Source organism: Streptomyces sp. NPDC032161, assembly GCF_040636995.1.
In the GTDB taxonomy this organism is placed as follows: Bacteria; Actinomycetota; Actinomycetes; order Streptomycetales; family Streptomycetaceae; genus Streptomyces.
In genome coordinates, this window is sequence record NZ_JBEZVN010000019.1 from 1 (window position 1) to 17,567 (window position 17,567).

At 67.9% G+C, this 17,567-nt stretch carries 14 protein-coding genes and 1 pseudogene; 5 read left to right on the forward strand and 10 right to left on the reverse strand.

The genetic code is table 11. The annotated features are described in order from the left end of the window. The first annotated feature begins 231 nt into the window (after positions 1 to 231). Positions 232 to 633 carry a hypothetical protein gene (locus AB0E67_RS25425; RefSeq protein WP_362030828.1) on the forward strand — a complete coding sequence of 134 codons (402 nt, stop codon included), beginning with the start codon at positions 232 to 234 and terminating at the stop codon, positions 631 to 633. Positions 634 to 645: 12 nt separating this feature from the next. On the opposite strand, the gene AB0E67_RS25430 is transcribed toward AB0E67_RS25425, so the two are convergent. From AB0E67_RS25430 to dnaB, 5 genes and pseudogenes are all read right to left on the reverse strand, one after another. After that, positions 646 to 3,300 carry a TniQ family protein gene (locus AB0E67_RS25430; RefSeq protein WP_362030830.1) on the reverse strand — a complete coding sequence of 885 codons (2,655 nt, stop codon included), beginning with the start codon at positions 3,298 to 3,300 and terminating at the stop codon, positions 646 to 648. Then, positions 3,297 to 4,427 (reverse strand): AAA family ATPase, encoded by a 1,131-nt coding sequence (locus tag AB0E67_RS25435; RefSeq protein ID WP_362030832.1) that lies wholly within the window; start codon positions 4,425 to 4,427, stop codon positions 3,297 to 3,299. The genes AB0E67_RS25430 and AB0E67_RS25435 overlap by 4 nt, the downstream gene beginning before the upstream one ends. Continuing rightward, positions 4,408 to 6,542: pseudogene (locus AB0E67_RS25440) on the reverse strand (helix-turn-helix domain-containing protein). Before AB0E67_RS25440 ends, AB0E67_RS25435 begins: the two are co-directional and overlap by 20 nt. Further along, on the reverse strand, positions 6,539 to 7,270 hold the full coding sequence (locus AB0E67_RS25445; RefSeq protein WP_256102491.1) for a TnsA-like heteromeric transposase endonuclease subunit: 732 nt from the start codon (positions 7,268 to 7,270) through the stop codon (positions 6,539 to 6,541). Before AB0E67_RS25445 ends, AB0E67_RS25440 begins: the two are co-directional and overlap by 4 nt. Before the next feature lie 202 nt (positions 7,271 to 7,472). Then, on the reverse strand, positions 7,473 to 8,939 hold the full coding sequence (gene dnaB / locus AB0E67_RS25450; protein WP_362030958.1) for a replicative DNA helicase: 1,467 nt from the start codon (positions 8,937 to 8,939) through the stop codon (positions 7,473 to 7,475). A 466-nt stretch (positions 8,940 to 9,405) separates the two neighbouring features. Between dnaB and AB0E67_RS25455 the strand changes: the two genes are divergently transcribed. After that, entirely contained in the window at positions 9,406 to 10,743 is a 1,338-nt protein-coding gene (locus AB0E67_RS25455) for an MATE family efflux transporter (RefSeq protein WP_362030834.1), read from the forward strand. Between the two features lie 213 nt (positions 10,744 to 10,956). Here the strand turns inward: AB0E67_RS25455 and rplI are convergent, their stop codons facing one another. The 4 genes from rplI to rpsF form a co-directional block, all read right to left on the reverse strand. Next, positions 10,957 to 11,403, reverse strand: coding sequence for a 50S ribosomal protein L9 (gene rplI, locus AB0E67_RS25460; RefSeq protein WP_073790804.1), 447 nt, complete (start codon positions 11,401 to 11,403; stop codon positions 10,957 to 10,959). 18 nt (positions 11,404 to 11,421) lie between these two features. Continuing rightward, a complete protein-coding gene (gene rpsR / locus AB0E67_RS25465) occupies positions 11,422 to 11,658 on the reverse strand; it encodes a 30S ribosomal protein S18 (RefSeq protein ID WP_003967857.1) in 237 nt (78 codons plus the stop codon). A 42-nt stretch (positions 11,659 to 11,700) separates the two neighbouring features. Beyond that, the gene (locus tag AB0E67_RS25470; RefSeq protein ID WP_073790802.1) at positions 11,701 to 12,291 is read right to left on the reverse strand and encodes a single-stranded DNA-binding protein; all 591 of its coding nucleotides are present in this window, start codon (positions 12,289 to 12,291) and stop codon (positions 11,701 to 11,703) included. Positions 12,292 to 12,364: 73 nt separating this feature from the next. Beyond that, positions 12,365 to 12,655, reverse strand: a complete 291-nt coding sequence (gene rpsF / locus AB0E67_RS25475; RefSeq protein ID WP_015609864.1) for a 30S ribosomal protein S6 — start codon at positions 12,653 to 12,655, stop codon at positions 12,365 to 12,367. A gap of 270 nt (positions 12,656 to 12,925) precedes the next feature. Between rpsF and AB0E67_RS25480 the strand changes: the two genes are divergently transcribed. The 3 genes from AB0E67_RS25480 (at position 12,926) to AB0E67_RS25490 (ending at position 15,857) form a co-directional block, all read left to right on the forward strand. Then, positions 12,926 to 13,240 carry a hypothetical protein gene (locus AB0E67_RS25480; protein ID WP_362030837.1) on the forward strand — a complete coding sequence of 105 codons (315 nt, stop codon included), beginning with the start codon at positions 12,926 to 12,928 and terminating at the stop codon, positions 13,238 to 13,240. A gap of 295 nt (positions 13,241 to 13,535) precedes the next feature. Continuing rightward, the gene (locus AB0E67_RS25485) at positions 13,536 to 14,654 is read left to right on the forward strand and encodes a peptidoglycan bridge formation glycyltransferase FemA/FemB family protein (protein WP_362030839.1); all 1,119 of its coding nucleotides are present in this window, start codon (positions 13,536 to 13,538) and stop codon (positions 14,652 to 14,654) included. Between the two features lie 171 nt (positions 14,655 to 14,825). Beyond that, entirely contained in the window at positions 14,826 to 15,857 is a 1,032-nt protein-coding gene (locus AB0E67_RS25490; RefSeq protein ID WP_362030841.1) for an alanine racemase, read from the forward strand. A gap of 148 nt (positions 15,858 to 16,005) precedes the next feature. On the opposite strand, the gene AB0E67_RS25495 is transcribed toward AB0E67_RS25490, so the two are convergent. Further along, the gene (locus tag AB0E67_RS25495) at positions 16,006 to 17,499 is read right to left on the reverse strand and encodes a glycosyltransferase 87 family protein (protein ID WP_362030843.1); all 1,494 of its coding nucleotides are present in this window, start codon (positions 17,497 to 17,499) and stop codon (positions 16,006 to 16,008) included. Positions 17,500 to 17,567 lie beyond the last annotated feature (68 nt).

Genomic DNA, 17,567 nt, shown 5'->3' on the forward strand with positions numbered 1-17,567 from the left:
CGCAGTCCCATCGCCTACGAGACAGCACTCGACACAACATCAATTACCCTGGCCCAACCCGCATAGCCCGTGTCCAAGATTCCGGGTCAAGGCCCCACCTCTCACGGAGCAGGTGCTGGCCTGGTTGATCACTTCGCAGGGCCGGGCGACTGCCATCACAGTCGATGCTCAGGGGCATGTGGAGGACGCCGACAGCGCCGACGCCTTCATACCTCCGGGTGAGGAGCTTCAGTGACGGCGTCGATGCCGCAACAGGCGGGCCCGGCGTCCGAGGGTCGGGCTTCTGATGCCGACTGGGAGGCTCCCTACTACCGGGTTCGGGCCGCCGGCTTCCAGGTGCTCTTCCTCGTGGAACCGGACGAGGCGATCGAAGAGGTCTGCAACGTCGATGCCGAGGTTCATCTTGCCGACGGGTCGCGCTGGAGTTCCACGATCTTCACTCTCGCCGAGGTGGATCGGCTCATGCGGAGCTGGGAGGCGAGCGGAGAGGCGGTCTCCGGGCAGTGCTTCTTCTGCGCGGACGGGCTGATCGTGCGGAATCCCGGCATCGGCAGCATGGTGCGCGTGATTGCCGGGCTCGTGGCATCCGGCGAGTTCGACGGGGTGTTTCGACACATTGCCGACCCGGAATGATCATGCCGCGTCTCAGGGCATCGTGTTGTCCTGCATCTTTCGAATGGCCTTGAGCACCTTCTTCCCCAGGGGAGTGAGCGTCATGGGCCTACCGCGTTCCGCCCGGACCAGGAGTGGTCCACCGAGTTCTCGTTCGATCCGGTTGATCTGTGCGACGAGGGTGAACGTGTTGAGGCCGAGGCCGCTCGCTGCGGCACCGAGGCTGGGGTAGGCAGATGCAGCCGCGAATCGGCTCAACCGTTCGCTGGCCCCCTGGCCGCCGAGTGCCGGCCGAAGGATGCTTGGTGCTCGGCTGGCCTGGTCGATTGCCCGAAGTACCTGGCTGTGACTGGATCCTCCGCGTGGTCGCAGCGGAACGTTGTGGGTCTTGGCCCAGCGGGCCATGTTCGCGGTGCTCATGCCAGCTTCTCGGGCGAGGTCTGGCAGGGTCCGGCGGCGGTGGACGTACTGCTCGATGAGCCAGGCCCGTTCGACGGTGCCGCGGCGCTTGTAGTCCTTGGGGCCCTCGCGGAGCGGGATGCCGTACTCCTTGGCAAGGTCGGTCAGCACTCTGCGGGAGAAGCCGGTGAGGGTGGCGATCTGCTGGAGGGACCGGTGTTCGTCAAGGTAGAGCCGGGTGAAGCGCTCTGCCGGAATGGCTTGCCGGGCCTGCTGCCGGATGCGGCCGGCGGCCCTGGCGGTGCTCTTCGTCAGCGGGGGTGCAGGGGCTGGATGTTCGTCGAGAACATGTCGGACGGCCTCGACGGTCGTGCCCAGAACCTGGGCGGCGTGCTGAACAGGGTGCTGGCGTTCGCGGACAAGCTGGTGCAGGCGGGGTAGGTCGACGTGTGCCGGGTCGGGGCCGGGAAGGGAGAGCCCTGCCAGCAGGGTGGCGGGCGGCTGCCAGGTCATGGGCTCGTCGTGGATGTGGTGTGAGGCCAGGAAGTTGAGGGCTTCCTGCTGGAGGGCGTGCGCGAGTTCAGGGGTCTGAAGCGCGGTGAACCGCAGGGACGTCGCCCGGAACTCTGCACTGTCGGGCCCGCCCAGGTCGTCGGGGGCAGACTCGGCGGGCAGGCCGCTGAGACGTTGGAAGAGCTGGCTGCGTGCGATGCGTTCGCGCCGTCCGGTTCCCGGTGGTGTTCCGGTGTGGCGGCAGATCTCCAGCCAGCGGTCATGAGGAAGCAGGCCGGTGTAGTCGAGGAGTCGGCGCCGACCGTAGTCGATGGGGGTGCTGTTGGCACCGAGGTAGTCCGCGAGCCGGTCCAGAGCAGTGGCGATGTCCGGCCATTGCGGAAGGTCGTCGACTTCCTGGAGGAGGCGTGACACCTCAGTGCCGTCGATGACGTCACCGATCAGCCCGGCTGCCTGGTCCAGGGATGTGCGGCTGTCGGGAATCAGCAACAGGGCGGCGAGAACGGGAGCCAGAGCCCGCGCATGGATTCCTTCAGGTGGTGCGAGGCGGATCGTCCAAGGCGGCCAGAACATCGTGGGGATCTTCCTGGCTCGCTGCTCGATGTCCCGAGTGGTCCGGGTCGGCCGGCGGGGGGTCTCGGTCATGATGCGGTAGCGGACGTATTCGCTGGGGCGGAGGGAAGGGGCGAGGGCCGCCAGGTGCACGGACTGCAGCACCGGGCTGATGCCCCTGCCCCAGCTGTCGATGCTGGTCGCCGAGATCTGCGTGAGTTCCTCGCGTACTGCTTCCAGCAGGCTCCGCAGGGCCTCGCCGGCCGGGTGGATTCCTGGTTGCTCCAGGATGCTCAGGGCCATGGTGACCGCGACGGCCGTGTCCGCGGCTCGGGGCGGGGCCATGAACCCCGGACGTTCCATGGCCTGTCCGGTGTGCGGGGAGACCGCATCGGTGCTGAGGTGAGCTTCTGCGATGTCAGCCGGGATCTGTTCTCGTAGGACAGCTGCGGGCAGGTCGCTCAGGACGCGTATGCCCAGGGCCCGGATGTCGGCCAGCACCGCCGAGGCCGGCTGGGGAGAGGTTCGGTAGGGGCCGAAAGCTGCCGCTGCCCCGTCGATGATCTCCATCACTCGGTTCTGCGCCGTGAGAACCGGATGGCCAGGAGGCAGGAGGAGCGTCGAAGCGCGGGTCAGATCGGTGCCGCAGCCCGCCGAGAACGGGCGGGTGGGGCGGGTCGGTGGATTGCCGCAGAGTTCAGGCCGGGGGACGGACCGGCCGGAACGGGGCCGCTGCCGCGGCACCCTCCCGCAGTGCGGGCAGCAGTCCGCCAGCAGCCTGCGGTGCCGGGTGCAGGCGAAGGAGAAACCGAGCCTCCAGGACAATTGCCATCGCCCACCAGTGGCATGAAGGCACTCCGGACAGAACCGGGATCCCCCTCCGCGGCCCCAAAGGACGTGCCGTGACACGGCCCGGCCCCCGGCACTCAGGTGGAGGGCCCGTCCGTCGTAATGAGCCAGGGTCAGGGCAGCGACTGTCTCCGGGGACGTCCCGGTGGCGTGCGCGACGGCATTGGTCTGCTGCTCGTCGAGGACGATCGTCCAGTCTGCCGGGATGCCCCTGAACTGGTTTCCGGCCCGGTGCCGGACCGGGAAGCCGAAGTGCAGCAGGACATCACCGAGCGCGGTGTCCATCCGCCTGGCCATCGCCTCCAGCCATGAGTCCAGAGCCTCGCCGGGCAGTGGAGGCAGCCGGATCGGCAGGGTGCGGACCGGCGTTCTCATGCGGGTCGCCGGCTCCGGGGCCGCGGGCGGCTGGTCAGCCGTTTCTTCTCCAGCGCGGCCTGCAGTTCGAGGCGGGCGGCCTCGGATGCCTCGTCGTTCTTCACCCGGTCCATGAGCTCCTGGTCAAGACGTTCGGCGCCGGTGCGGACCGCCCGCTGGCAGCTGCGGTTGATCAGCGTCATCAGCGAGCCGATGTGTCCGGTGCTGCGGGCGAAGAGGTAGTCCGACAGGTCGTCCGCGAGCATGCCGGGATGCTTGTCGGTGAGCACGACTCGCTGTTCGAGGGCCAGCAGCATCTGCCGCCACTCCCGGCGCCCGGCCTCCATATCGATGGTGAACGGACGAAGCCCGAGGCGGGTGGTGCGGCGGCCGGTCTGGGCCAGAGCGGTGTCGCGCCCGTTCGTTCCCTCGCCGAACAGGCCCTTCTTCGCGAGCTCGACCCCCACCATCAGCAACGTCACCGGAAACTCGTTGGCGATCCACTTCAGGTGGTTGCTCACCTCGATGCCGCTCTTCTGTCCCCATTTCAAAAAGTGCAGATCGTCCAGAACCACCAGGCGGACATCACAGGACAGCACGCAGTCCAGCACCCGCCGCCCGAACTGGGCGGTGGTCCCCCGCATCTGTCCGGGGTGGCCGAAGAACTCCAGCATGGCCCGGTTGAGATCCTTCATTCCGGTGTTCCCGGTCAGCCCGACCCGGCAGACCGGGATCCGCTCGTGCCCCTGGCTGGTGAAGGCTCCTGACTCTTCGATCTCCCGCTGGTGGAAGTCGCGGGCGAAGGCAAGCACCGAGGTCGTCTTACCCAGCCCTGGGAACGCGTCGACGGCCACCGCCCCCTTGGCCTTGTCGCCGTCCTGCTCGTTGCTGTCGACGATGTCCCATAGGTCTTCATGGAGCTCTGTCAGTTGCGGCGTCTTGACCGGGCCGATGTTCGCGTGCCACTGCCGGCGCTGACGGTCGTAGTCCGCCCGCGCCTGTGTGGGCAGGGACTTCAGCTGCTTGCGGGTCAGCAGGGCCGGCTGCGGCGAGGGCTCTCTGCGAACGCCTTGAAGTCCTCCTTCCGCGACAAGGCAAGACTGCCCGGATGCGGAACGCTGCCGTCGTTCACACGTCCTCCAGGGCATCGGCGTAGAAGTCGTCCTCCCCGGCGAGGTCCTCCAGATCGGCCTCGTCGTCATCCCCCGTCTCCGTCACCACGTCGGGCTCCCGCAGTTCCGCGGTCTGCTCGTCCTGGCCGAGGGCCTTGCGTACGGACGGAAGCGAGACGACCGTCTCCGCCTCACTCTCCGGAAGCTCGATGGCGGCCTGCTCGCGCGAGAGCCGCAGGGCCATGCGCCGCTCGGCGATCGTGGTGCCCAGCCCGAGATTCCACCGCTCCAACAAATCAGCGACGGCAAGCCGGTCGTCAGGAAAGCGATACTTCGAGGCCGCCAGCTGCCGGGCGAACGTCAACGCGTCCTCGCTCAGCGGCATCTCGGCCGACGGCGCGTGCTCCCAGACCAGCGTGCGCCAGGCCCGAGTAGCCGGATCGCGGAAGTAGATCCGGGTGATGTCGTCGGGGTCCACCTGGAAAGGCCAGCCGTTCTTGACCGGACTGTCGTAGGGGCTACGGACTCCCGGCTCGGGCAGGCCGGGGCCGCTGTAACGGCGGCGGCCGATCTCGACCCCGTAGTGCTGAACCGTGCGCCACTTCGTCTGCAGGAACTCGTAAGCCAGGTCCCGGTCGCGGGGCGCTTCGATGTAACCCGCCCGCGCCATGCCGTGCTCGAACATCTTCGCCGGGGACATCCGCAGACCCGGCAGACCCGGATCGACCAGACTGGAATGCGGCCTGCAGTGATAGACCGCCGCGGTCCACTCCCGGATGATCGCCTCAAGCTCGTCGAGGAAGAAGAACGCGTCGTCCTCCGGGCTCTCACCCCGCGAGTGGATGTCGGGGCCCTTATAGCCGGGCAGCACCTGCAGCAGCCCCTCCCGCAAAGTCCGGAAGTAGCGCTCGACCGGCCCCTTATCGCGGCCCGTCCGCAGCCGGGCCGGCTGGATGGAGATGCCCATCCGTCGGCAGACACTGGTCAGGTGCTCCGAGACATAGACCTTGCCGTGGTCGACGACCAGCGTCTCGGGAACCAAAGGCGGCGAGGCCAGCCCCGGCCCGGTGGCGCCCTTGACGTCGACCAGGACGGTGCGGGGGATGCCGTGCTCGGGCCAGACCGCGTGCCGCGGCCAGTCCCGCCCCGCAGGCCGCGGCCGAAATGACTGGAACAGCACTGCGCTGACATCCACCGCCTTCGTCGAGACCGGCGTGAGCCGGATCCCCGTGATGCAGCGGGTGTACCAGTCCATCCCGACACTCAGCTCGGCCTGCACCCACTTCAGGGTCAGCGGGTCGAACGCGAAGACGTCCAGGCGGGTGGAGTCCATCAGCAGGTACTCGCCCGGCCGCGTCGGCCGCAGCTTGCCGTACGGACCCTCCGGCCGATCGGCGATATCCCGGTTGCGCTTCGTACTCAGCCGGAACAGCGGGTGTCGCCGCTCCAGCTCTGTGAGCACCCGGTAGGCCGTGGCTTGGCTGGGCTGGGCTGGGGTACGACTTCAGGACCGAACCGCGCGATCACCCGGGCCTGAGTCCGATCTATGACCATCTTGCGTGATGGCTTCGACTCTCCGGTGTGCTCGACCATGACTTCCAGCGCGGTCTCCACCCATCGGTCATCGGCCCTGCCGAAGGACCGTGCCTGGGGACTTGTCCGCTGGACCAGGCCGGCCTCACCGTGTCGGCGGTAGTCGGCGACCCACCGTCGAATAGTGCGATCAGTGACTCCGAGTTCCGCAGCTTTCGCCGCATAGCGGGCGTCCAGCGACAGCGTCGGCGCGTACGGAGCTCGCGGTTCGCCTTCACGCGCAAGTTCGGTGCTGCCGGACCGATATCCCGTGAGGAGTTCCCGAATGTGCTCGGCCCGCTCCAGGATCTGCTGTCTGTCCTTCTCGTCCAACTGCCCCAGTACCACCGAGGCAATCTCCTCGGCGTCGTCCGAGGACGGTCCAGGCCCCTCGGGGATAAGAGTGGCCCGGTCGGAGAAGAGCAGTTCCCGCAATGACAGACGCAGGAGCCTGCCGTGGCGGTCCTTGAGGACGACCTCGTTGCCGGCCGTGGTGGCGGCCATCTCGACCACCTCGACGGTCTCCCCGTCGTAGCGGAAGTGTGTACCGACGCCGACCCGCGCTCCGGCCCTGGTCACGCCGTTCTCCTGAGCAAGTGCGCCGGGCTGAACGGCCGGTCGAGGTCCACCGTGAACTCGTGCGTCCACAGCAAGTGATAGACCGCAGATCGGACTTGCTCCTCCGGGCGACCGGGCAAGCTGGCCGCCGCACGCCGCAGAGAGACTCCGTTGAGATCAGCCCCACGGAGCTCGTCGACGAGCCCACGGTCGAACAGCCAGTCTCTGCGGTAGCCCGACAAGAAGCGGACGTTCTCCAGCTCAGCCGTGGGTGGCTCGCTCCAGACCTCGTACTTCCACCCGCGGGCCTCCACCGCCTCACGGGTCCAGCCGAAAGTGAAGGCCACCTCCGGCTTCGACAACCGGTGCAGTGGCTTCACATCCACGACCACGGGCCCCTCGTCGGTGACGAGGAGGTAGTCCGGGATGTGCTTGCGCACAGCCCCGTCCACCTCGGCCTTGAGCAGAAATGGCTGGGCCACGACACGCCGTACGGACGGATCGAAATCAGCGAAGAGGAGCCTCGCCAGTTCGAGGCGCGACTCGTAGATCACGTGGTCGCGCATCGTGGCGGACCAGTAGGTGCCCGAGTAGTGCCGCTGGCCCCTGTACCAGCGAAAGGTTCGCCAGGGTGACGCCGCCGCAAGCAGGTCGATCGAGGACGCGCTCCACTCCCGGTTCTCAACCTGGCTGCCATCCGGGCCCCGCAGGCTCACGGTGATCGATGCCGCTCTCAGCCCTGCCGCCATGCGTCACCCCCGGATCGTCGGCCGCCTCCTCCGCGAGCGCTACGTTCGCATCCGTGCGAGGCTCCCACGCCGGACCTAAGGCAAGGTCAGCCGAACGAGTGAAGGCAGTGGCCAGCGATTCTCAATCCCATGTCAGTTCGGCCAATCAGATGACATTGCGACTGAGAAAATGACACGGAATTTGAGAACCTACACGGAAGGATCAGGTCTGAGCCATGTCCACGAACCGCGAGTAATGTCCCTGGAAGGCCACGGTGATCGTCGCCGTGGGCCCGTTGCGGTGCTTGGCCACGATCAGGTCGGCCTCGCCCGCGCGGGGGGACTCCTTCTCGTACGCGTCCTCGCGGTGGAGGAGGATCACCATGTCGGCGTCCTGCTCGATGGATCCCGATTCACGCAGGTCGGACACCATCGGCTTCTTGTCGGTGCGCTGTTCGGGACCTCGGTTGAGCTGCGAGAGCGCGATGACGGGGATCTGCAGCTCCTTCGCCAGCAGCTTGAGGTTACGGGACATGTCCGAGACCTCCTGCTGTCGGCTCTCGGCGCGTTTCGAACCACCGGACTGCATGAGCTGCAGGTAGTCGATGACCACGAGCTTGAGATCGTTGCGCTGCTTCAGACGACGGCACTTCGCGCGGATCTCCATCATCGAGAGGTTCGGGGAGTCGTCGATGTAGAGAGGGGCGGCCGACACGTCCGGCATCCGCCGCGCCAGCCGCGTCCAGTCGTCGTCGGTCATGGTGCCCGAACGCATGTGATGCAGTGCCACCCTCGCCTCGGCCGAAAGCAGTCGCATCGCGATCTCATTGCGCCCCATTTCGAGCGAGAAGATCACACTGGGCATGTTGCTCTTGATCGAACAGGCCCGCGCGAAGTCCAGGGCCAGGGTCGACTTACCCATCGCGGGACGGGCGGCGATGACGATCATCTGGCCCGGGTGCAGGCCGTTCGTCAGGGCGTCGAGGTCGGTGAAGCCGGTCGGCACGCCGGTCATCTCGCCGCTGCGCGAACCGATCGCCTCGATCTCGTCGAGAGCGCCCTCCATGATGTCGCCGAGCGGCAGGTAGTCCTCGCTGGTGCGCTGCTCCGTGACGGCATAGATCTCGGCCTGGGCCGAGTTCACGATGTCGTCGACGTCACCGTCGGCCGCGTATCCCATCTGCGTGATCTTCGTACCGGCCTCGACGAGCCGCCGCAGGACGGCCCGCTCGTGGACGATCTCCGCGTAGTACGAGGCGTTGGCCGCGGTCGGCACGGACTGGACGAGCGTGTGCAGATACGGCGCTCCGCCCACCTTGGTGATCTCGCCGCGCTTGACCAGTTCGGCCGCCACAGTGATCGGGTCGGCCGGCTCGCCCTTGGCGTAGAGGTCCAGGATCGCCTGGTAGACGGTCTCGTGGGCGGGACGGTAGAAGTCGTGCCCCTTGATGATCTCCACGACGTCGGCGATGGCGTCCTTCGACAGCAGCATGCCGCCCAGCACCGACTGCTCCGCGTCAAGGTCCTGGGGCGGCACCCGCTCGAAGCCGGGAGAGCTCCCCTCCCAGCCGTCGTCGCCCATGCCGTCCTCGCGCCGGTCGGCGCGGTCACGGCCCCCGCCGCGGCGCTGGCGGGATACGGGCAGACGGTCGCCGGGACCGGTGTCGGCCCAGTCCAAAGGCTCGGGAATGCTCACCGGGCCACCTCCTCCCGTCCGCTCCGCGGACCTCGCCGTGCCACTCTTTCTTACGACACGGCACCGACAAACAAGACGCCCGACTCCGGTTCCGGCGCGTCGAGTTCTACAGGGCTTCAGGGCCGGAACAGGGTGCGGGCGCCGGACCACGGTAGGCCGCTCGGCACCGTCAGCCAATCTGGTTATCCACAGGGCATGTGGACGACAGACCAGATGCTGTGGAGAACTCCGCAGAACCTGTGCACGGAGCAGGGGACAGCACTGTGGACAAATTCATAGCGCCCCCCCGCATCGGCGCTCTGACCTGGACTTTTTCCATCCACCGGCTGTGGGGGAGAAAAACTTTTCCGCTCCGCGCAAGATCGCGCCCAACCGCACACGAAAGAACGCCGAGCCACAACAAAGGTAAGGACCCTTCCTCGATTGCATCCATTACCTGTGGAAGATTAGATTGACCCCCATGACCCAGGCCCCGGCACCGCCCACGACCATCCATCGACGACACGACCGCGAGATCATCTCTCTCGCCATTCCGGCCTTCGGCGCGCTCGTCGCCGAACCGCTCTTCGTGATGGTCGACAGTGCCATCGTCGGCCATCTCGGCACGGCACAGCTGGCCGGTCTGGCCGTCGCGGCAGCCCTGCTGACCACCGCCGTCAGCATCTTCGTCTTCCTCGCGTACGCCACCACGGCCGCCGTGGCACGAAGGGTCGGAGCGGGCGATCGGGCCTCCGCGATCCAACAGGGCATGGACGGCATCTGGCTGGCCCTCCTGCTCGGCATATGCGTCATCGGCGTCGCACTCCCTGCGGCGCCCTTGATCGTGGACGCCCTCGGAGCATCCGATACCGCAGCCCCCTACGCCATCACCTATCTGCGGATCTCCAGCCTCGGCATCCCGGCCATGCTCGTGGTGATGGCCGCGACCGGCGTTCTGCGTGGCCTGCAGGACACCCGGACCCCGCTCTACGTCGCCATCGGCGGTTTCACGGCCAACGCGGTCCTCAATGCGGGGCTTGTCTACGGGGCCGGGCTCGGCATCGCCGGGTCGGCCTGGGGAACCGTCATCGCGCAGCTTTCCATGGCCGCGGCCTATCTGGTCGTGGTGGTACGTGGGGCACGACGGTACGGTGCTTCGCTGCGCCCCGACGCTGCGGGAATCAGAGCCAGCGCCCAGGCGGGCGTGCCGCTCCTGGTCCGCACGCTGTCGCTCCGGGCCGTATTGATGATCGCCACGGCCGTCGCCGCACGCCTCGGCGACACCGAGATCGCCGCACACCAGGTCGTCCTTTCACTCTGGAGCCTGATGGCTTTCGCGCTCGACGCCATCGCCATAGCGGGGCAGGCCATCATCGGTCGGTACCTGGGAGCCGGTGACTCCGAAGGCGCACGCCAAGCCTGCCGCAGGATGGTGCAGTGGGGCATCGTTTCCGGAATCGTGCTCGGAGTGCTGATCATCCTCGCGCGACCCCTGTTCGTGCCCCTGTTCACCGGTGACCAGGCCGTCCAGGAAACCCTGTTCCCGGCACTGCTGGTGGTGGCTCTGTCCCAGCCGATCGCGGGCGTGGTCTTCGTCCTGGACGGCGTGCTGATGGGGGCCGGGGACGGACCCTATCTCGCCTGGGCAATGATCGTCACACTGGCCGCCTTCGCTCCGGCGGCCCTGCTGGTACCAGCACTCGGCGGTGGGCTGACCGCGCTGTGGTGGGCGATGACGCTGATGATGGCCGTCCGCATGGCAACGCTCTGGCTGCGCACCCGGTCCGGCAAGTGGCTGGTGACGGGCGCCACGCGTTGAGCCACCATCGGTGCCATGTTTCACGTGAAACGTCGTGTTTCACGTGAAACGGTGCCGCACTGCGCACACCGGGACTTCACTCACCGGCTCCGCACCGGGCGCCGGACCCAGATGCATCATGCGGGACCCGCCACGCATGACGTGGACTCGAGCAGAGTGAAGGGCCGAACCCGTGGGGTTCGGCCCTTCACTCTGCTCTGATGAGCGGTGCCCTTAGGCGGCGACAACCTCGATACCGAGCTGCGCAGCAACCTCGGGGTGCAGACGCACGGACACCTGGTGCCCGCCCAGCGTCTTGATCGGCGAACCGAGCTCGACGCGACGCTTGTCGACGTCGGGGCCACCGGCAGCCTTGATCGCCGAGGCGATGTCGGCCGGGGTCACGGAGCCGAAGAGGCGGCCGGCGTCGCCGGAACGAACGGCCAGACGGACCTTCACGGCCTCCAGCTTCGCCTTGACCTCGTTGGCCTGCTCGATCGTGGCGATCTCGTGGATCTTGCGGGCGCGGCGGATCTGCGCCACGTCCTTCTCGCCACCCTTGGTCCAGCGGATGGCGAAGCCACGCGGGACCAGGTAGTTGCGGGCGTACCCGTCCTTGACGTCGACGACGTCACCGGCGGCGCCGAGGCCGGAGACCTCGTGGGTCAGGATGATCTTCATGAGTCGGTCACCCTTTCCTTATCGCGCGGTGGACGTGTAGGGCAGCAGCGCCATCTCACGGCTGTTCTTCACGGCCGTGGCGACGTCACGCTGGTGCTGCGTGCAGTTGCCGGTCACGCGGCGGGCACGGATCTTGCCGCGGTCGGAAATGAACTTCCGCAGCATGTTCGTGTCCTTGTAGTCCACGTACTGGGTCTTGTCCTTGCAGAACGCGCAGACCTTCTTCTTAGGCTTGCGCACAGGCGGCTTCGCCATGATGTTTCTCCTGTGTGATCAAGAAGTGGGGGTCGAGCCGCCCTAGAAGGGAGGCTCGTCCGAGTAGCCGCCACCAGAGCCGCCGGAGCCGCCGGAGCTTCCGCCCCAGCCGCCTCCGCCGCCCTGCTGGCCGCCGGACGGACCGCTCGTGGCCCACGGGTCGTCGGCGGGAGCGCCGCCGCCACCCTGCTGGCCACCGCCACCGGGACCGCCGCCCCAGTTGCCGCCGCCCTGCTGGCCGCCGCCGTACCCACCCTGGCCACCGCGGCCGGTGGTCTTGGTGACCTTGGCCGTGGCGTTCTTGAGGCTGGGGCCGACTTCCTCGACGTCCAGCTCGTAGACCGTGCGCTTGATGCCCTCGCGGTCCTCGTACGACCGCTGCTTCAGCCGGCCCTGCACGACGACGCGCATGCCTCGCTGGAGCGACTCGGCGACGTTCTCCGCCGCCTGCCGCCAGACCGAGCAGGTGAGGAACAGGCCTTCGCCGTCCTTCCACTCGTTGGTCTGCCGGTCGAAGATGCGGGGAGTGGACGCGACGCGGAACTTCGCGACCGCCGCACCGGACGGGGTGAAGCGCAGCTCGGGGTCGTCGACGAGATTGCCGACGACCGTGATGACGGTCTCGCCTGCCATGGGTGAACCTCTCGGCGGGATTGCTTCTGGCTGCTTGCTGCTACTCGAACCCGATGACCGCTGAGCGGAATGCTCAGTGGATCTCGGGACGGAGGACCTTGGTCCGGAGGACCGACTCGTTCAGGTTCATCTGGCGGTCGAGCTCCTTGACGACCGCAGGCTCGGCCTGCAGGTCGATGACCGAGTAGATGCCCTCGGGCTTCTTCTTGATCTCGTAAGCGAGACGACGACGGCCCCAGGTGTCGACCTTCTCGACCTTTCCGTTGCCCTCACGGACGACGGAGAGGAAGTTCTCGATCAGCGGGGAGACAGCGCGCTCCTCGAGATCGGGGTCGAGGATGACCATCACCTCGTAGTGACGCATGTGGAACCCACCTCCTTTGGACTCGGCGGCCACGGTCGTTCCGTGGCAGGAGGGTCGTGATGCGTGGCATCGGTGCCTCCGCGCGGGACGGCCGCCACATCCTCCGTCGAACGGGGACTGACGTGCCTACCTGGGCAGACACCGGTGCAGACCGTACAGAGTACCCGCACACCGGCTTCCGGTTGAAATCCGTGGCTCAGGAGACGCAATCTGTACACATCGGGTGTGAGCGGTGCCACAATGCACCGCCTTTCGGCCAGGAGGTCCTCCATGGCACAGGCAATACGACCCCGTCCTCCCGTCTCCCTTCTCGCCACGGACGGCAGGCCCCATCCGCTCCAGGAGACCCTGGTGGTGGTGACCCTGGTCCTCGGTGCGCTCGCCTTCGTGACGGCGATGTTCCACAACCTGCATCTGATCAGCTCGTGGGCGGGACTCTTCGGGATCCTCACCGCCGCGTACGGGCAGTACATCTCGGTGACCACACGCGAGAGGTTCCCGCTGATCATCGGCCTGGGCGCATCCGCCATCGGATTCTTCCTGGGCATGGCACACGGCGGCCTCTTCGGCGGCGTGGTGGGCTGACCGCACCGACGGCGCCACGGGACCGCGTCCACGACGGGACAGCACCGGAGCCGTCGTGGACGGCATGACGGAAGCACACGCCGGGCGCACCACAGGTCCGGCACGAAGACACGGAACGCGGTACCAGGACCTGGCCGGTCCGTACCGGGAAGGGGCTCGGACGAGCCCCGCCCACGGGTACGGACCGGCCAGGTCGCATGCGGCCAAACGGGGCGCTCCCCCGTCGCAGTAGGCTTTCGGCGCGAGAGCCGGAGCCCCTGACCGATGGGGACACACCTGCCGAGGAGCGCCCCGCATGAGCCTGACCCTGAGGACCATCAGCCGAGAGCAGCATCTGGCATACATCCAGAATCTGCCTGCTGCGAGTCACATGCAGGTCCCGGCGTGGGCAGATGTGAAGTCCGAGTGGCGTTCGGAGAGCCTGGGCTGGTTCGACCGGGACGGACAGCTCGTCGGCGTCGGCCTGGTGCTCTACCGTCAGCTCCCCAAGATCAAGCGCTACCTCGCCTACCTGCCCGAGGGCCCGGTCATCAACTGGTACGCCCCGAACCTGGACGACTGGCTCCAGCCGATGCTGGCGCACCTCAAGCAACAGGGCGCCTTCTCCGTGAAGATGGGCCCGCCGGTCGTCATCCGCCGCTGGGACGCGGCCGCCATCAAGGCGGGCATCCAGGACCCGGACGTGAAGCGGCTGCGCGACATCGAGGCCACCCACATCGAGCCACGCGCCTTCGAAGTCGCCGACCGGCTGCGGAAGATGGGCTGGCAGCAGGGCGAGGACGGCGGCGCCGGGTTCGGCGACGTGCAGCCCCGCTACGTCTTCCAGGTGCCCCTGGCGAACCGGTCCCTCGAAGACGTCCACAAGGGCTTCAACCAGCTGTGGCGACGCAACATCAAGAAGGCCGAGAAGGCCGGCGTCGAGGTCGTCCAGGGCGGTTACGCGGAACTCGACGAGTGGCAGCGACTGTACGAGATCACGGCGGAGCGCGACCGTTTCCGTCCTCGTCCGCTGAGCTACTTCCAGCGCATGTGGACGGTCCTCAACACCGAGGACCCCAACCGCATGCGGCTCTACTTCGCCCGGCACGAGGGCGAGAACGTCGCCGCCGCGACCATGCTGATCGTCGGCGGGCACGTCTGGTACTCCTACGGCGCGTCCGCCAACCACAAGCGGGAGGTCCGGCCCTCGAACGCGATGCAGTGGCGGATGCTTCGCGACGCGTACGCCATGGGGGCAACGGTCTACGACCTGCGCGGCATCTCCGACTCGCTGGACGAGACCGACCACCTCTTCGGTCTGATCCAGTTCAAGGTGGGCACCGGCGGTCAGGCCGCCGAGTACCTCGGTGAGTGGGACTTTCCGCTGAACAAGCTGCTCCACAAGGCTCTCGACATCTACATGTCGCGCCGCTGATCCGCGTCGTCCCGCTGACGGAACCGGCTTCATTCGTTTCAATGGGGGCGTCGCACCGGCACGAACCGCGGCGGCCCCTCCGACGGATCCGGAGAGTTCCGCGGCCGGCACGGCGACACCCCCGTACACCTCTCGACACCCCGCAGCCACCAGAAAGGTTCCGGACCGGCCATGGCGCTCTCCCTGTACGTCGACACCGCGCGCTGGCGGGCGCACCAGAAATCCGTCCTCGACCAGTTCCCCGGCATCGTCCCGGTCTGCAAGGGCAACGGATACGGCTTCGGTCACGAGCGGCTCGCCGAGGAGGCGATCCGCTTCGGCTCCGACATGCTCGCCGTCGGCACCACCTACGAGGCGGCGCGCATCAAGGACTGGTTCAGCGGCGATCTGCTCGTCCTGACACCGTTCCGCCGTGGCGAGGAGCCGGTGCCGCTTCCCGACCGGGTCGTCCGCTCCGTCTCCTCCGTGGACGGTGTGCACGCCCTGGTGGGCGCGCGGGTGGTCATCGAGTGCATGAGCTCGATGAAGCGCCACGGCGTCAAGGAGGAGGAGCTCGGGCATCTGCACGCCGCGATCGAGGACGTACGCCTCGAAGGCTTCGCCCTGCATCTGCCGCTCGACCGCACGGACGGCTCGGACGCGGTCGAGGAGGTCATCGCCTGGATGGACCGGCTGCGCGCGGCGCGGCTGCCCCTGCACACCATGTTCGTCAGTCATCTGCGCGCCGAGGAGCTGGGCCGGCTCCAGCAGCAGTTCCCGCAGACCCGCTTCCGCGCCCGCATCGGTACCCGGCTGTGGCTCGGCGACCACGAGGCGACGCAGTACCGGGGCGCCGTCCTGGACGTCACCCCCGTCGTCAAGGGCGACCGCTTCGGCTACCGCCAGCAGAAGGCCGCGTCGGACGGCTGGCTGGTGGTCGTCGCGGGCGGTACGTCGCACGGCGTGGGCCTGGAGGCCCCGAAGGCCCTGCACGGCGTGATGCCGCGGGCCAAGGGGGTCGCCCGCGCGGGTCTGGCCACGGTCAACCGCAACCTGTCCCCGTTCGTCTGGGCGGGCAAGCAGCGCTGGTTCGCCGAACCGCCGCACATGCAGGTGTCGATCCTGTTCGTGCCCGCCGACGCCCAGGAGCCGAAGGTCGGCGACGAGCTGGTGGCCCACCTGCGCCACACGACCACCCAGTTCGACCGGCTCGTCGACCACTGACGCCCGGCCGAGGGCGACCGCCGACGTCCGGGGCCCTGCCCTCCGGCCGGTAGGACGTCGGCCGCGAAGGCGACGCCCCTGGGCGCGGAGAGGGCGGAGAGGACACCGAGGGTCTTCCGGTACGTCGCTGGAAGACCCTCGTCCCGTCTCAGTCCGCGGCCGGTCCCCGCTGAGCGTCCCGCTCGGTCCAGGGCCCCGCGACGGCGGCGACGGCCTGGCGCGGTGGACGCGCGGCGCGTCCCAGCACGAAAGCGTCCCCGGCCCCGTCGAGCACCCCGCCGGACGGATCGTCCGATCCGTCGCGCCGTACGACATCCCGCTCCGGCCTGAGAACGTCCCGTACGACGACGGCGCAGAGGTAGAGCGTGCCCAGCAGGTGCAGGAGGATCGCCAGCTGGTACCCCTCCGTGGGGAGCCCCTGGTGCTTGTCGCCGCTCGTCGTGTACGCGAGGTACATCCAGATGCCCAGGAAGTACATGACCTCGCACGCCTGCCAGATGAGGAAGTCGCGCCAGCGGGGCCTGGCCAGGGCGGCCAGCGGGATGAGCCACAGCACGTACTGCGGCGAGTACACCTTGTTGACCAGGATGAAAACGGCGACGACGAGGAAGGCGAGCTGAGCGAAGCGCGGCCTGCGCGGAGCCGCCAGGGTCAGTGCGCCGATCGCCGCGCACAGTACGAGCGTCAGCAGGGTCGACACGGTGTTGACGGTCGTGACCTCGATCGGCCTGCCGGTGCGCTGGGTGATGATCAGCCAGAACGAGCCGAAGTCGATGCCCCGTTCCTCGCTGAACACGTAGAACTTCTTCCATCCCTCGGGAGCGAGGAGCATCACCGGCAGATTGACCACCAGCCAGGAGCCCGCCGCCCCGAGCGTCGCCGTGGCGAACTCGCGCCACTTGCCCGCCCGCCAGCACAGCACGAAGACCGGCCCCAGCAGCAGCACGGGGTAGAGCTTGGCGGCCGTGGCGAGCCCGATGAGGACCCCGAATGCCAGTGCCCGGCCCCGGGACCACATGAGCATCGCCGCGGCCGTCAGCGCCACGGCCAGCAGGTCCCAGTTGATCGTCGCGGTGAGCGCGAAGGCCGGCGCGAGGGCGACCAGCAGCCCGTCCCAGGGGCGGTGCCGGTGCGTACGGGCCACACAGACGGCGATGATCGCGGCGCAGACCATCAGCATGCCTGCGTTGACCATCCAGTACGCCTGCTCGCGGTACTGGAGGGATCCGCCCGGCGTCAGCCAGGACGCGACCTGCATGAACACGCCCGTCAGTACGGGGTACTCCAGGTACTGCATGTCGCCGGACAGCCGGTCGAAGTACGGCACGAGCCCGTCGGAGAAGCCCCGTGCGACGAAGAGATGCGGAATGTCCGAGTAGCAGGCGTGCGTGTACTGCGATCCGGTGCCCCTGAACCATGCCCAGTTGTAGCAGGGCAGCTTCTGCACCATGCCCAGCGCGAACATGCCCAGAGCCACGAGCGCCACGATGCCCACGGGCGTGGGCGTCGTGCTGCCGAGCCGTGCCCAGCGCCCCGACCGTCCGCCGATCAGCTCGCTGCCTGCCGCTGCGATCTCGTCCTGGTGCGTGGGCCGTACGACGGGCCGTTCCTGGTCCACGCTCGTGTCTTCTGCGCTTGGCATGCCGCACATCCTGCCGTACGGGTGTGTGGAGACGACGAGGGCCGCTCGCACCGCGTGGCGCGAGCGGC

Excerpts from the sequence above, each read along its gene's own strand:
- AB0E67_RS25430 (WP_362030830.1), bottom strand. The coding sequence starts at position 3,300 with ATGAGAACGCCGGTCCGCACCCTGCCGATCCGGCTGCCTCCACTGCCC.
- AB0E67_RS25435 (WP_362030832.1), bottom strand. The coding sequence starts at position 4,427 with ATGCCCTGGAGGACGTGTGAACGACGGCAGCGTTCCGCATCCGGGCAG.
- AB0E67_RS25445 (WP_256102491.1), bottom strand. The coding sequence starts at position 7,270 with ATGGCGGCAGGGCTGAGAGCGGCATCGATCACCGTGAGCCTGCGGGGC.
- AB0E67_RS25455 (WP_362030834.1), top strand. The coding sequence starts at position 9,406 with ATGACCCAGGCCCCGGCACCGCCCACGACCATCCATCGACGACACGAC.
- rplI (WP_073790804.1), bottom strand. The coding sequence starts at position 11,403 with ATGAAGATCATCCTGACCCACGAGGTCTCCGGCCTCGGCGCCGCCGGT.
- rpsR (WP_003967857.1), bottom strand. The coding sequence starts at position 11,658 with ATGGCGAAGCCGCCTGTGCGCAAGCCTAAGAAGAAGGTCTGCGCGTTC.
- AB0E67_RS25470 (WP_073790802.1), bottom strand. The coding sequence starts at position 12,291 with ATGGCAGGCGAGACCGTCATCACGGTCGTCGGCAATCTCGTCGACGAC.
- rpsF (WP_015609864.1), bottom strand. The coding sequence starts at position 12,655 with ATGCGTCACTACGAGGTGATGGTCATCCTCGACCCCGATCTCGAGGAG.
- AB0E67_RS25480 (WP_362030837.1), top strand. The coding sequence starts at position 12,926 with ATGGCACAGGCAATACGACCCCGTCCTCCCGTCTCCCTTCTCGCCACG.
- AB0E67_RS25485 (WP_362030839.1), top strand. The coding sequence starts at position 13,536 with ATGAGCCTGACCCTGAGGACCATCAGCCGAGAGCAGCATCTGGCATAC.
- AB0E67_RS25490 (WP_362030841.1), top strand. The coding sequence starts at position 14,826 with ATGGCGCTCTCCCTGTACGTCGACACCGCGCGCTGGCGGGCGCACCAG.
- AB0E67_RS25495 (WP_362030843.1), bottom strand. The coding sequence starts at position 17,499 with ATGCCAAGCGCAGAAGACACGAGCGTGGACCAGGAACGGCCCGTCGTA.